Raw genomic sequence first — 13,986 nt, forward strand, 5'->3', positions numbered from 1 at the left:
GTCGTCAGTTCGCGAAGCTTACTTCAGCCAGCCCTTCTCCTTGTAGTACTTTTCCGCACCGGGATGCAGCGGCGCCGAATTTCCTTCCGCGACCATCTTTTGCGGATCGAGATTGGCGAACGCCGGATGCAACGACTTGAACTCGTCGAAATTCTCGAACACTGCCTTGGTCAACTGATACACGCTTTCCTCGGGAACATTGGCCGAGGTGACCAGCGTGGCGAGGACGCCGAAGGTTTCGGTGTCGTCGGGGTTGTTGTTGTAAAGACCGCCCGGAATGGTCGCCTTGGCGTAGTAAGGATTGTCGGCGACGAGCTTGTCGACCACTTCGCCCGTCAGCGGCACCAGCTTCGCGGCGCAGGTGGTCGTCGGATCCTGGATGTTGGCCGAGGGATGGCCGACGCCGTAGAAGAAGCCGTCGATCTTGCCGTCGCAGAGCGCCGGGCCATGCTCATCGGCTTTCAGCTCGGACGCGAGCGAGAAATCGGCCAGCGTCCAGCCCATGGCGGTAAGCAGGCGTTCCATGGAAGCGCGGGTGCCGGAGCCCGGATTGCCGACATTGAAGCGCTTGCCCTTGAAGTCCTCGAACTTGGTGATTTTCGCATCCGGATGCGCCAGCACGGTGAAGGGTTCCGGATGGATCGAGAACACGGCGCGGAGATCGGCATGCGCGCCGCCGTCCTTGAAGGATTCTTCGCCCTTGAAGGCGTTGTACTGGACGTCCGACTGGGCCATGCCGAAGTCGAGCTCGCCTTCCTTGATCGTGTTGACGTTGAAGGCGGAGCCGCCGGTCGATTCAACCGAGCAGCGAATGCCGTGGGTCTTGCGGTCCTTGTTCAGGAGCCGGCAGATCGCGCCGCCCGCGGCGTAATAGACGCCGGTGACGCCGCCGGTGCCGATCGTCACGAAATTCTGCTGCGCCATCGCGCCGCCAGAAAACAACAGCGCGGCCGACAAGGCCACGGCCTGCGCTCCGCGACGCATAATCCGGTCATGTTTCATCTAGTTCTCCCTTGGTTTTGCGTGCCGATGCGGCCATCGCGCTTTTTGTATCGAAGGCACGTCGCCCTATGCTACGATTGTTGCGCTTTATCAATCAAGGGGAATACTTGTTACATGGATGGGCGCGATGCGGGTTTCGAAGAGGTCCAGGGCCGCATACTGGCCGACCTGCCCGACCTGAGTTCGGAACTACGCAAGGCGGCGCGTTTTCTGGTCGACCATCCCGACGAGGTGGCGCTGGTGTCGATGCGGGTTCTGGCCTCGCGCTCGGAGGTGACGCCCACGACCTTCGTGCGACTGGCGCGGCGGCTGGGTTTTGGCGACTGGGCGGCGCTGCGCAAGCCGTTCGAGGACCGGCTGCGCTCCGGCAACGCGCCCTTCGCGGCCAAGGCCGACGCGCTGGTCAAGCGCGGGGCGGAGGCGATCTTCGCTGAATCGCTGCGGACGATATCGGCCAATCTCGCAGCCGCCGAAGCCGTCAATGGCGGCGACGAAATCGCCAGGGCCTGCGCCATACTGGAGCGGGCGCAGCGCATCCGCGTCGCCGGGTTCCGCAGTTGCAGGGCGCCGGCCCACGCGCTGGTCTATCTCTGCCGGATGTTCCGGCGCGACATCACGCTGCTCGGCGGCGACGGCGGCGCGCTGGAGGCGGAGCTGGCCGCGCTCAGCAAGAGGGAGGCGATCGTGGCGATCGGCTTTTCGCCCTATTCGCGCGAACTTGGGCCGGTGGTGGAAGCCGCGCGGCGGCACGGCGTGCCGATCGTCGCCATCGCCGACAGCATGGCCGCGCCGGTTGCGCGGCATGCTGAGGTGACGCTTCGCTTCTCCACCGACAGCCCGTCCTTCTTTCCGTCGGTGGCCGCCGCAATGGCCATCGTCGAAGCTCTCGCCGCGACGATGCTGGCGCGCAGCGGGCCTGCCGCCGCCGAACGCGTGCGAGAAACCGAGCTGGAGCTGCAGGCGTTCGGCGCGTATCTGGCGGAGTAAAGCCTACACGGCGACAGCCGCGTCTACGGCGTCGCCGAGCCGTTCGACCACCGCGTCGATTGTCGCGGCATCTATGATGAAGGGCGGAGCGATCAGCACGTGGTCGCCGTTCACGCCGTCGATCGTGCCGCCGCCGGGATAGACCGCAAGGCCGCGCGCCATCGCTTCGCGCTTGATCCTGGCATGGAGCTTCAGCTTCGGGTCGAAGGGCGTCTTGGTCGAGCGGTCCTCGACCAGTTCGACGCCCATGAAGAGGCCGCGCCCGCGAATGTCGCCGACATGCGCATGATTGCCGAAGCGTTCGCCCAATCGCCGCGAAAGATGCGCGCCCATAGCCCGGACATTGGCGAGCAGATCGTCGCGCGCGATCACCTCCTGGACGGCCAGCGCGGCGGCGCAGGCCATAGGATGGCAGATATAGGTGTGGCCGTGCTGGAACAGGCCGGAGCCGTTGGCGAATGCGTCGAAGATCTTCTGGCTGAGCAGCACCGCGCCGATCGGCTGGTAGCCGCCGCCAAGCCCCTTCGCCACCGTCATCAGGTCCGGCGCGACGCCGTCCTGCTCGCAGGCATGAAGCGTGCCGGTGCGGCCCATGCCGCACATCACCTCGTCGAGGATCAGCAGGATGCCGTAGCGGTCGCAGATGGCGCGGATGCGCTTCAGATAATCGGCGACCGGCGGCACCGCGCCGGCCGTCGCGCCGACCACCGGCTCCGCCACGAAAGCCATTACGGTTTCGGGGCCGAGTTCCAGCACCTTGTTTTCCAGCGCCTGCGCGGCGCGCGCGGCGTAACTTTCATCGCTTTCGCCCGGCTCCTGGAAGCGATAGGCGTAGCAGGGGTCGATGTGGTGCGTCGCGATCAGCAGCGGACGAAACTGTGTGCGCCGCATCTCGTTGCCGCCGGTGGCCAGCGCGCCGAGCGTATTGCCGTGGTAGCTCTGGCGGCGGGCGATGATGTTGCGCCGCTGCGGCGCGCCGGTTTCGACGAAATACTGCCGCGCCATCTTCAGCGCCGCCTCGATCGCCTCCGAGCCGCCGGAGACGAAATAGGCATGGCTGATGCCTTGCGGCGCGCCCGCCACCAGCCGATCGGCCAGCCGCTCGGCGGGCTCGTTGGTGAAGAAGCTGGTATGAGCATAGGCGAGCCTGTCCGCCTGGGCATGCAAAGCCGCGGTCACATCCGGATGCCCATGGCCGAGGCAGGACACCGCCGCGCCGCCCGAGGCGTCGATATAGGAACGCCCGTCGGCATCAAGCAGATGCACCCCCTGGCCGCCGACGGCCACCGGCAGGCTGGCATGGATCTGGCGATGCAGGATTTTGGTCATGATGTCCTCGGAGGGCCGGCTTGATTATGGCGAGAACCTAGACCTGCCGCCGGAAAGATGCAACATATGTTACATTGTGGATCGAAATGAAACAAATGGATTGATCGCGTGACCGCACCCGACCCGAACGCTGCCGCCCCCGTCGCAATCGCGATCGCGCCGAACGGTGGCAGGCGCACCAAGGCCGATCATCCGAAGCTGCCCATGACGGCGGACGAGCTTGCCGCGACGGCCGCGCGCTGCCTGGAGGCGGGCGCGTCGATGATCCATGCGCATGTGCGCGACCGGGACGGCGGGCATCTGCTGGACGCCGATGCCTATCGCACCGCCACCGCTGCGATCCGCGCTGCGGTGGGCGACCGGCTGGTGATCCAGATCACCAGCGAGGCGCTCGGCATATATTCGCCCGCCGAGCAGATGGCGGTGGTGCGCCAGGTGCGGCCGGAGGCGGTGTCGCTCGCGCTCAGGGAACTACTGCCGGACGAGAGCCACGAGGCCGGCTTCGCGGAGTTTCTGGGCTGGCTGCGCCGGGAAAAAATCATGCCGCAGATCATTCTCTACACGCCCGAGGAAGCGGCGCATCTCGCCGCGCTCAAGGCGCGGGGCCTGATCCCGTTCGACGACGTTCCCGTGCTCTACGTGCTCGGACGCTACACCGCCGGCCAAAGATCGTCGCCCGGAGACCTCCTGCCATTTCTCGCGCCCGGATTGCCCCGCTTCGGCCACTGGTCCGTCTGCGCCTTCGGTGCGCGCGAAACCGCCTGCGTCACGGCCGCCGCGCTGCTCGGCGGCCATGTCCGGGTCGGGTTTGAAAACAATCTGTTCCTGCCGGACGGATCGCAGGCGCGGGACAATGCGGAACTGGTGGCAGCTGCCGCAGCGGCCATGAGCGCCTGCGGCCTACGGCCCGCGACGGCGGAGGACCTGAGCAAGGACTGGCAGCGGATTTCTGACCTACCTAGGCGTGTGCCATTGGGGGCATAGCCTATTATTGCGATTACGCGGCGAGATTATTACAAACACCGTTGATACGCTGCCGCGTTGAGCGATCGGCGCGATCCTTGACGAAACCCTGCTGCCGCTTAAAAGATTCAATCAGCTTCCAGCGATAGAGGCTGCCAATGGAATATTAGTACCCCTAAGAGGATGTTGGTGGAGCCAAGCGGGATCGAACCGCTGACCTCCTGCATGCCATGCAGGCGCTCTCCCAGCTGAGCTATGGCCCCATTCCGGCCGAGGCCGGCGCCGTTTCCGGCGAGTAGTTCCGGCCCGGGCATCGAGCCCGCGCCGTCATCGAAGGCGGCTTCTAAACCGGCTCCATTCGGAGATCAAGCCTTTGCATCAGGCTTTGATCGAATTGTACGGCGCTGCGGCATCACTGCGGCGCAACCGCATTCCCGATCAGACGTCGTCGTCGTCGCCGACGCCGATTATGTCGGAAACGTCGTCGTCGTCTTCCTCTTCGTCCTCGAGGAACACGTCCTCGTCGTCGTCGCCGAGATCGACATCTTCCTCGTCCTCGATCTCAGGCAGATCGTCGCCGGTCTTGGCCTCGTCCTCGGCCTCCTCGAGCGAAACGACTTCCGCGCCTTCCTCCTCGGTGTCGAGTTCCTTCTCTTCGACCTCTTCCTCTTCTTCGTGGACCTTGCTTCCGGCCGATTCGAAATAGGACAGCGGATACGTCTTCCCGGTGTAGGGAGAGACGATCGGATCCTTGTTGAGGTCGTAGAATTTGCGGCCCGTTTCCGGGTCGATACGCTTTGTTCCGAGTTCGGATTTCGCCACTTTTGAGCCTCGTCCTTGAAAGTCGGTCCCCTTAACCACTGTTTCCGGGTCTGTCAAAGCCAAAATCCGGGCTTCCCGGAACGGCCGCCGCGGGGGGATGACCAAGGCTGCGCCGCGTGATAGGAACCGCCGCGAAATTCAGGAAAATGCGGGTTTTGCCGCCGTTTCCGCATGAGGAAAGATATGGCGCACAACTCGCCCGCACAGCCCGCCACAGCCCGGAAATCAGCCGCACTCGCGGGAACCGTCAGGATGCCCGGCGATAAGTCGATCTCGCACCGCTCGTTCATGTTCGGCGGTCTCGCGTCCGGGCAGACCCGCATCACCGGCCTGCTCGAGGGCGAGGACGTGATGCGCACCGGCGAGGCGATGAAGGCGATGGGCGCGCGCATCGAGAAGCGCGGCGCGGAATGGATCATCGACGGAACAGGCAATGGCTGCCTGGTCGAGCCGACCGCGGCGCTTGATTTCGGCAATGCCGGCACCGGCTCGCGGCTGACCATGGGGCTCGTCGGCACCTATGACATGGAGACCACCTTCATCGGCGACGCCTCGCTGTCGGGCCGGCCGATGGGCCGTGTGCTCGACCCGCTGCGCGAAATGGGAGTCCAGGTGCTGAAAGCTTCGCCGGGCGACCGCATGCCGATCACGCTGCGCGGGCCGAAGACCGCGGCGCCGATTTCCTATCGCGTGCCGATGGCCTCGGCGCAGGTCAAATCCGCCGTGCTTCTGGCCGGGCTGAACACGCCGGGCATCACGACGGTGATCGAGCCGGTGATGACGCGCGACCACACGGAAAAGATGCTGAAGGGTTTTGGAGCGAACCTGGAAGTCGAGACCGACGGCGATGGCATTCGCCATATCCGCATCGAAGGGCAGGGCAAGCTCGTCGGCCAGACCATCGCTGTGCCCGGCGACCCGTCCTCGGCGGGCTTTCCGCTGGTGGCGGCGCTGATCGTGCCGGGTTCCGATATCGTCATCGAGAACGTGCTGATGAACCCGACGCGGACCGGCCTCATCGCAACGCTTCTGGAAATGGGCGCGCGGATAGACCTCCTCAACCCGCGTAATGCCGGCGGCGAGGATGTCGCCGATTTGCGCGTGCGCTCGTCCGAGCTCAAAGGCGTTTCAGTGCCGGCCGAACGTGCGCCGTCGATGATCGACGAATATCCGGTGCTGGCCGTCGCCGCCTCCTTCGCCGAGGGCGAGACGCTGATGCAGGGGCTGGAGGAACTGCGCGTAAAGGAATCCGACCGGCTGTCGGCCGTCGCGAACGGGCTGAAGGCCAACGGCATCAACTGCACGGAGGGCGAGGCGTCGCTTGCGGTGCGTGGAAAGCCGGGCGGCAAGGGGCTGGGCGGCGGGCTGGTAAAGACCCATCTCGATCACCGCATCGCCATGAGTTTTCTCGTGCTGGGCCTAGCCACCGAAAAGCCGGTGACCATAGACGACCGCACCATGATCGCGACGAGCTTTCCGGAGTTTATGGGCCTGATGACCGGGATGGGCGCGGAGATCGATTGACATGTACCAGCCGCCGCACTTTCGCGAAGACGACCTTGCCGTTCAGCATGCGCTGATCCGTGCCCATCCGCTCGGCCTGCTGATCACGGCCGGACCTGACGGCCCGAACGCCAATGCGCTGCCTTTTCATCTGGTCGCGGGGGGCTCGCCGAAAGGCGTGCTCCAGGTCCACATGTCGCGGGCCAACGGGCAATGGAAGGAGATCGCAGCGGGCGCACCGGTTCTTGTCGTCTTCCAGGGCGAGAATGCCTACATCACGCCCTCCTGGTATGCGACCAAGCGCGAGACCGGCAAGGTCGTGCCGACCTGGAACTACGCCATCGTCCAGGTGCGCGGAACCGCGAGCGTCATCGACGACGCCGGGTGGCTGCGCACCCAGATCGAGGCGCTGACCGGCGGGCACGAGGGTCGCCGGCCGGCGCCATGGTCGGTCGGCGATGCGCCGGATGCGTTCGTCGCCGCGCAGATCAAGGGCATTATCGGCGTGGAGATCGCTATCACTGAGATCGAAGGCAAATGGAAGGTCAGCCAGAACCGGCCGAAGGCGGATATTTCCCGCGTCGCGGAGGCGTTGGACGATTCGGCCGAGACGCACGCCAATGCCGACATGGCGGCGTTGGTGCGCCGATACGGCATGCGGCCGTGACCGCCCCTCCTAACCCGGGCGCCGTCCGAAGATGGCTCTTCGCGCGAACGGTCCGGCGGACACCGCGGCCGGGGCGGGTGGGGACGACGATGGTGGCGCCGCCCCGGTCAGCTCTCCGCCTTGGAGCAGCGACAGCACAAGCCGCGGGAACGGCCACTCCGCGTCCTTGAGGCGGGCTTCGATCGCGACCTTTTCGCCGTCACCGCGCCCATAGGTTGAGCCCGGCGGAACCGCTCCCTTCGTGCACCAATGCGTCAGGAAATCGAAGCACAGGATGCGCAGCCAGTTGAAGGACACGGGCGCGGGCTCGAACACCACTTCCCCGCCGAACAGGGCGGCGGCTCCGTCGGTCATGAAACCGTTGTATTCGCGTCCGTCCCGCATTGAGGTCTGGCGGATGACTCCGACAAAAAGCGGCATCGGCAACAGTTGTGTTCGGGTGAGGCTCCTGAAGGCCTCGCTCGGCAAGACGACGCCGGAGGCAGGCCAGAACACCGAGACAGGCTCGGCCGCCTCAGCCAGCGCGACGGCCATCTTGTAGGTGACTATAGAACGCAGATAGGAGTGCCTGAACTCGTTCTTGACCGGCGCGAGAGCGTCGTCAATGTCGGCTTGCGCCATCACCGTGATCATCAGGTGAGCGGCGTGCGGGCCGAGGACGACGGCATGTTGTCCGCGGAGTCGCTCCGCGACCAGCGAGCAGGAGAAGCTGGTGTTCTCGTTGGCCGCCGGCGCCGCGAAGACCTCAACGCCGATCTGTGCGGCCCCCGCGTCGATCACGAAGGCCTGGAAATAATCGCCGCTACCATCGGGAACGTTGCCGTAGCGCGAGATGCGGTCGGCGTCGGTAACGGGTCCGTCATCGGCCGCCAAAGTCGAAAGGCGGTCGCAGAGCGCTTTGATGTCAAATCTCTGTGCCTGGTCGAAGGTCATCACGCAGTTCGTCTGAGGAACCTTCATGTGATGATATGTGCCTAAAATCATAGCCGACCTCCAGTTGGATGGAGAATGGCTCGCGTGTGATTGAGGTTCAGTCAACGACTTCGGTTAATATTCGGCTGCCGTGCGATTTTTGCCTAGGTTGAGGACTCATTCAGATCCAGGCTGAAATGATTGCAGCGAGAGCGAGGGCTGAGAGGTAGTTCTGTGCATGGCGATCGTATCGTGTTGCGATGCGGCGCCAGTTTTTCAGCTTACAGAACATGCGCTCGATAAGGTTTCGTCGGCGATATGCCTTGTGATCGAGCGGATAGGGCGTGCGCCGTGCGGCGGTTGATGGAATGATTGCCTTGATCCTGGCCCGTTTCAGCCAATTGCGCAGACTGTCGGCATCATAGGCTTTGTCGGCCAGTAGCCTTTTGGGCTTGGCCACCATGCCGATCAAGGGAATGGCCATGGTGATGTCGGCGATGTTGCCCGGCGTCAGCGCGAAGGCGACCGGTCGGCCGCGATCATCGGCCAAAGCATGGATTTTGCTCGTTCTTCCACCACGCGAGCGGCCAATCGCTTCCGAGAATTCCCCCTTTTTGAGCCTGCCGCAGAGCGATGCGCCTTGACGTGGCTGCTATCGATGGACAGCTCATCCGGAACGGGCCCGGCAGCCGCCATCTTCTCGAAGATACGCTGCCAGATACGGCGCTGCGACCACCTGTTGTAGCGATTGTAGATTGTGGTTGGCGGACCATAAGCCGTAGGCACGTCGCGCCAGCGGCAGCCGGTCTTGAGAACATGCAGGATGCCCGAAATCACCCTGCGGTCATCAACCCGAGGTTTCCCCGCTTTGCCGCGAGGAAGATGCGGTTCCATCGCCCTCCACGCCTCATCCGACAACCAAAATAAGCTCTTCGACATCAGTCCTGCCTCCAGCGACTCATTGAAGGCGAAGAATACCAATGGAAATCAGTCGATTGTATGAGTTCTCAACCTAGGCTTGCCGAACCTGACTTCTCGGCATCCCGCTGGGGCGACACGTCAGTTCGATCGGTTAGCAACCCGTTGACTGTCATGCTCTTGCCTTCCGGTCTCTTCTCCGCTTCAAAGCTCGAATGCCTCATTCCCTCACCATCGCCATTGACGGTCCCGCCGCATCCGGCAAGGGAACGCTCGCCCGGCGGGTGGCCGACTATTATCATCTGCCGCATCTCGATACCGGCCTGACTTATCGCGCCGTGGCGCATGAGATGCTGCGGCGGGGCTGGCCGTTCGACGATGCCGCGCATGCGATCGCAGCCGCTCGGCAGATCGATCTCGGCGCGCTCGACCGTGAGACTCTGTCGGCGCATGAGATCGCCGATGCCGCATCGAAGGTGGCCGTCATCCCAGAGGTTCGGCGCATCCTCGTCGAAAAGCAGCGGGCTTTCGCTCGAAATCCAGCCGGCGCGGTGCTTGACGGGCGCGATATAGGGACGGTCGTCTGCCCGGATGCCGACGTGAAGCTCTATGTCACGGCAAGTGCGGAAGTGCGCGCGGGACGGCGGCTGCGCGACATCAGAATCGCGCGGCGGCTGGGCTGATTTCGCCGAGATTCTCGCCGACATCGTGCACCGCGACGCGCGCGACATGGGCCGCGCGGACTCGCCGCTGAAGCCCGCTGCCGACGCGCACTTGCTCGACACCTCGGAAATGGCTATAGAGACCGCGTTTCTCGCGGCCAAGTCGATCATTGACGACGTGCTTACCAAGAGAAGCAAAGCCTGAGCTGGCTGTTCCCACGACTTCCGATTGCCGGAGCGCGCGGGAATACCCATATCGGGCAAAGAACCAGCCTGCCAGCATTCTCCATGCGCCGGAACAGCCGCGAAAGCGGCACAAGGGCCTTTTGGCCCGGAATGCAGGCAAGCTAAACGCAACGCAAACCCACGGCGCCAGCCTACCGCACGGAATGCGGAGGCTTTCCAGGAGAAACAATGTCTACAGCAAATCCAACCCGCGACGATTTTGCCAGCCTTCTCGACGAGTCGTTTTCGGACGGCAATTCGGGTGAAGGCCAGGTCGTTCGCGGCACCATCACGGCCATCGAAAAAGACATGGCCATCATCGATGTCGGCCTCAAGGTCGAAGGCCGCGTGCCGCTGAAAGAATTCGGCGCCAAGGCCAAGGACGGTCAGCTCAAGGTCGGCGACACGGTCGAGGTATATGTCGAGCGCATCGAGAACGCGCTGGGCGAAGCCATGCTGTCGCGCGACAAAGCCCGCCGCGAAGAGAGCTGGGTCAAGCTCGAAGAGAAGTTCAACAAGGGCGAGCGCGTCGAAGGCGTGATCTTCAACCAGGTCAAGGGCGGCTTTACCGTCGATCTCGACGGCGCCGTGGCCTTCCTGCCGCGCAGCCAGGTCGATATCCGCCCGATCCGCGACGTCTCCCCGCTGATGCACAACCCGCAGCCCTTCGAGATCCTGAAGATGGATCGCCGCCGCGGCAACATCGTCGTGTCGCGCCGCACCGTTCTTGAGGAAAGCCGCGCCGAACAGCGTTCGGAAATCGTGCAGAACCTCGAAGAGGGTCAGGTTGTCGAAGGCATGGTCAAGAACATCACCGACTACGGTGCGTTCGTCGACCTCGGCGGCATCGACGGCCTGCTGCATGTCACCGACATGGCATGGCGCCGCGTCAACCATCCGACCGAGATCCTCAACATCGGCCAGACGGTCAAGGTGCAGATCATCCGCATCAACCAGGAAACGCACCGCATCTCGCTCGGCATGAAGCAGCTCGAGAGCGATCCGTGGAGCGAGATCGGCACCAAGTTCCCGATCGGCAAGAAGATCAAGGGCACGGTCACCAACATCACCGACTACGGCGCGTTCGTCGAGCTGGAGCCGGGCATCGAGGGTCTCATCCACGTTTCGGAAATGTCGTGGACGAAGAAGAACGTGCATCCCGGCAAGCTCCTTTCGACCACGCAGGAAGTCGACGTGGTGGTGCTCGAGGTCGATCCGGCCAAGCGCCGCATCTCGCTCGGCCTCAAGCAGACGCTCGAGAATCCGTGGGAAGCTTTCGCCCGCAACCATCCGGTCGGCGCGATCGTCGAGGGCGAAGTCAAGAACAAGACCGAATTCGGCCTGTTCATCGGCCTCGAAGGCGATGTCGACGGCATGGTCCATCTCTCCGATCTCGACTGGAACCGTCCGGGCGAGCAGGTCATCGAAGAGTACAATCGCGGCGACATCGTCAAGGCGCAGGTGCTCGACGTCGACCAGGAGAAGGAACGCATCTCGCTCGGCATCAAGCAGCTGGCGCGCGACGCGGTCGGCGAGGCTTCGATCTCGGGCGAACTGCGCAAGAACGCTGTCGTCACCTGCGAAGTCACCGGCGTGAAGGATGGCGGGCTGGAAGTCCGGCTCGTCGATCACGGCATCGAAACCTTCATCAAGCGCAACGATCTGTCGCGCGACCGTGACGAGCAGCGCCCCGAACGCTTCACCGTCGGTCAGAAGGTCGATGCGCGCGTCATCGTCTGGGACAAAAAGACCAGGAAGATCCAGGTCTCGATCAAGGCGCTGGAAATCGCCGAAGAGAAGGAAGCGGTCGCCCAGTACGGCTCGACCGACTCCGGCGCTTCGCTCGGCGACATCCTGGGCGCCGCGCTCAAGAGCCGCGGCGGCAAGGACGAGTAATCGTCCTTCTCTCCCGAAGCTGTAGAAAAGCCCCGCCGGAGCGATCCGGCGGGGCTTTTCTTTGCCGGGCGGTCATGCTCGCGCAATTTACCGGAAAGCAAGCTCCATGAAGTATCACTGGCAAGCAAGGGGGCTTGCATGGCTGAAATCTATGGCGGACTTGCCGGATCGCCGTCGGCATGGTTGCGCAGCGGCTACATGCGCTCGCCGGTCGTCTGGACCTGGTTGGGGCTGGCCTTGCTGCTTTCAGGCCTCGCTGCCTTGGGATTTCAGCCCAACGGCGATCTCGACGACGTCCTGAAGCTGCATGAAATTCGCTATGTGCTCACGTCGGGCAACATATTCGAGAGGACATTGCCCGGAATCCTGCAGCCGGAACCTTTCGTCACGCACTGGCCGGTGCTCGTCGATATCCCTTACGTCCTGGTCGCCTGGGTATTGACGCCGGCAATCGGATTGGAGGCCTCGCTCGCTGCAGCCTCATACGCAGTTCCTCTGCTGCTTCTGGGGCCTGCCGTATATTTCTTCTACCGCATCGTCTCGGCGCTGGACTTCGCCTACCCGGCAATCGTCCTGCCGCTGGCCGTGGGCTTCGCCTTCCGCAGCTTTGCCGAATTCGCCCCAGGGCGGATCGACTATCATAACCTGGAAGTCCTGCTGCTTCTCGCTTCGCTGTCCCTGACTCTCACGCCGGGCCGTATCGCTGCCTTGGCCAATGGGTTTGTCACTGCGCTGGCGCTCGCTGTCAGCCTCGAATTCGCTTTGTTTTTTTCGTTGGTGCTTGGGCTTTACGCCGCTGATTTCGTGCTGTCGGCCCGCGACGGCGCCAGCCGACTGTCGGTGTTCGGCTTGGCGCTCGCCGCGGCGGCGGCAATACTGTTTGTCATAACCGTGCCGCCGGTCGCCTATGGCGTCGCTGCCTGCGACACCTATTCAGCGCCGCATCTCACGGCATTGGTCTGCGCCGGACTGTCCTTCGCCGCGGCGCCCATGCTCGTACGCTGGCATGATACGCCCGTCTGGCGAGCGGCTGTGCTCGTCATCCTGGCCGCGACAAGCGTCGCGATTCTGGTGATCCTGTTTCCGCAGTGTCTCGGTGGACCCTACGCCGGCGTCAGCGACTATCTTCGGGACAATTGGCTGGACCGGATCGGCCAGGAAAAAAGCCTGTTCGCGCGCCGCGACTTCGTGCTTTCGTCAGACGTCCTGCCGATGACGATTCTGTTTATCGGCGCACTGGCCCCGGTGGTGATATCGACCGGCGATCGTGGCGGGAACCGCGCGCTGCTGATTTTCACGCTGTCTTCGTATGTTCTTTCCATGATTTTCCTTTTTGTCGGCGCATTGGCCCCGGCGGCTGTGTCGATGCGCGAGCGCGGCCGGAACCGTCCGCTCCTGATCATTACGCTGTTCTCGCTGCTCGCGCTCGTGCACGCGATCCTCTATTTCCGCTATATCCGATACCTGCCGATTTTTTCCGGGCTCGGACTGGCATTCCTTTTTGCAGTCATCGTGCCGGCAAGTTCGAAGTTTGCCGGCTCCAATGGAACCGGGGCATCCGCGGGCCTTCAGTCGAAGTATTCGCTGCTCGTTCCAGGCCTGGTCCTGAGCGTCGCCATCGTGCTATTTCACCTTGTGGCAAGCCCGGCCGAGCCAAGGCTCGTCGCGGCGGAAGTCGCCGACCGCTGCGATCTCTCTTCGATCGGAGCCTTCGGCTGGCCCGAGGGGACAAGAGTCCTGTCGCCACCGCTGATCGGCATTCATCTTCTCTCGCCGCAACCCGGCCAGGCCGTCGTTGCTATTCCTTTCCATGCGGGGGCGCGAGGCGTCGAGCGGGCCTATCGGTTCCTCGATCCGGCGACTGCCGATCCGCGCGCGGTGCTCGATACGGCGCAGGCGACGCATGTCGCGGTTTGTGCCTGGCGCGCCGGACCATTGCCGGAGCTGATGGCCAGCTATCCCTTCGCCGCTTCGTTGATGGAAGGGCGGCCGCCACCATGGCTCGTCGAATGCACAGGCGGCGCGTCGTCTCCGCTGCGCATATACCGGTACCGGAACGCCGGACAACCGGAGCTTGCCTGCCCGGCTCGGCTGTGAGCG

Annotated in this window: 11 protein-coding genes, 1 tRNA gene and 1 pseudogene; 7 read left to right on the forward strand and 6 right to left on the reverse strand. The window is 63.7% G+C overall.

Going from position 1 to position 13,986, the window contains the following annotated elements; genetic code table 11:
• Positions 1-18: 18 nt before the first annotated feature.
• A complete protein-coding gene (locus ACG873_RS24570; protein WP_394888409.1) occupies positions 19-1,002 on the reverse strand; it encodes a TAXI family TRAP transporter solute-binding subunit in 984 nt (327 codons plus the stop codon).
• Positions 1,003-1,116: 114 nt separating this feature from the next.
• On the opposite strand from ACG873_RS24570, the gene ACG873_RS24575 reads away from it, so the two are divergent.
• Positions 1,117-1,989, forward strand: coding sequence for a MurR/RpiR family transcriptional regulator (locus tag ACG873_RS24575; protein ID WP_394888410.1), 873 nt, complete (start codon positions 1,117-1,119; stop codon positions 1,987-1,989).
• A gap of 3 nt (positions 1,990-1,992) precedes the next feature.
• Here the strand turns inward: ACG873_RS24575 and ACG873_RS24580 are convergent, their stop codons facing one another.
• Positions 1,993-3,318 (reverse strand): aspartate aminotransferase family protein, encoded by a 1,326-nt coding sequence (locus tag ACG873_RS24580; protein ID WP_394888411.1) that lies wholly within the window; start codon positions 3,316-3,318, stop codon positions 1,993-1,995.
• Positions 3,319-3,426: 108 nt separating this feature from the next.
• Between ACG873_RS24580 and ACG873_RS24585 the strand changes: the two genes are divergently transcribed.
• The gene (locus ACG873_RS24585; protein ID WP_394888412.1) at positions 3,427-4,302 is read left to right on the forward strand and encodes a 3-keto-5-aminohexanoate cleavage protein; all 876 of its coding nucleotides are present in this window, start codon (positions 3,427-3,429) and stop codon (positions 4,300-4,302) included.
• 166 nt (positions 4,303-4,468) lie between these two features.
• On the opposite strand, the gene ACG873_RS24590 is transcribed toward ACG873_RS24585, so the two are convergent.
• Together ACG873_RS24590 and ACG873_RS24595 are read right to left on the reverse strand one after the other, a co-directional pair.
• Positions 4,469-4,544, reverse strand: a tRNA-Ala gene (locus tag ACG873_RS24590).
• 175 nt (positions 4,545-4,719) lie between these two features.
• A complete protein-coding gene (locus tag ACG873_RS24595; RefSeq protein ID WP_394888413.1) occupies positions 4,720-5,103 on the reverse strand; it encodes a TIGR02300 family protein in 384 nt (127 codons plus the stop codon).
• 183 nt (positions 5,104-5,286) lie between these two features.
• On the opposite strand from ACG873_RS24595, the gene aroA reads away from it, so the two are divergent.
• Together aroA and ACG873_RS24605 are read left to right on the forward strand one after the other, a co-directional pair.
• Positions 5,287-6,627 (forward strand): 3-phosphoshikimate 1-carboxyvinyltransferase, encoded by a 1,341-nt coding sequence (aroA, locus tag ACG873_RS24600; RefSeq protein WP_394888414.1) that lies wholly within the window; start codon positions 5,287-5,289, stop codon positions 6,625-6,627.
• 1 nt (position 6,628) lies between these two features.
• Positions 6,629-7,273 (forward strand): FMN-binding negative transcriptional regulator, encoded by a 645-nt coding sequence (locus tag ACG873_RS24605; RefSeq protein ID WP_394888415.1) that lies wholly within the window; start codon positions 6,629-6,631, stop codon positions 7,271-7,273.
• 9 nt (positions 7,274-7,282) lie between these two features.
• Here the strand turns inward: ACG873_RS24605 and ACG873_RS24610 are convergent, their stop codons facing one another.
• Both ACG873_RS24610 and ACG873_RS24615 read right to left on the reverse strand, forming a co-directional pair.
• Entirely contained in the window at positions 7,283-8,146 is an 864-nt protein-coding gene (locus tag ACG873_RS24610; protein WP_394888416.1) for a hypothetical protein, read from the reverse strand.
• A gap of 220 nt (positions 8,147-8,366) precedes the next feature.
• A protein-coding gene (locus ACG873_RS24615; RefSeq protein ID WP_394886139.1) for an IS5 family transposase occupies positions 8,367-9,124 on the reverse strand; the annotation gives its coding sequence in 2 pieces (ribosomal slippage) (positions 8,367-8,765 and positions 8,768-9,124; 756 coding nt in all).
• A 194-nt stretch (positions 9,125-9,318) separates the two neighbouring features.
• On the opposite strand from ACG873_RS24615, the pseudogene cmk reads away from it, so the two are divergent.
• From cmk to ACG873_RS24630, 3 genes and pseudogenes are all read left to right on the forward strand, one after another.
• Positions 9,319-9,970 (forward strand): annotated as a pseudogene (cmk, locus tag ACG873_RS24620) ((d)CMP kinase).
• Between the two features lie 209 nt (positions 9,971-10,179).
• The gene (gene rpsA / locus ACG873_RS24625) at positions 10,180-11,886 is read left to right on the forward strand and encodes a 30S ribosomal protein S1 (RefSeq protein ID WP_394888417.1); all 1,707 of its coding nucleotides are present in this window, start codon (positions 10,180-10,182) and stop codon (positions 11,884-11,886) included.
• A gap of 138 nt (positions 11,887-12,024) precedes the next feature.
• The gene (locus ACG873_RS24630) at positions 12,025-13,983 is read left to right on the forward strand and encodes a hypothetical protein (protein ID WP_394888418.1); all 1,959 of its coding nucleotides are present in this window, start codon (positions 12,025-12,027) and stop codon (positions 13,981-13,983) included.
• The last annotated feature ends 3 nt before the right edge of the window (positions 13,984-13,986 follow it).

It is taken from the genome of Allomesorhizobium aridi (assembly GCF_043769475.1).
Classification (GTDB): Bacteria; Pseudomonadota; Alphaproteobacteria; order Rhizobiales; family Rhizobiaceae; genus Allomesorhizobium.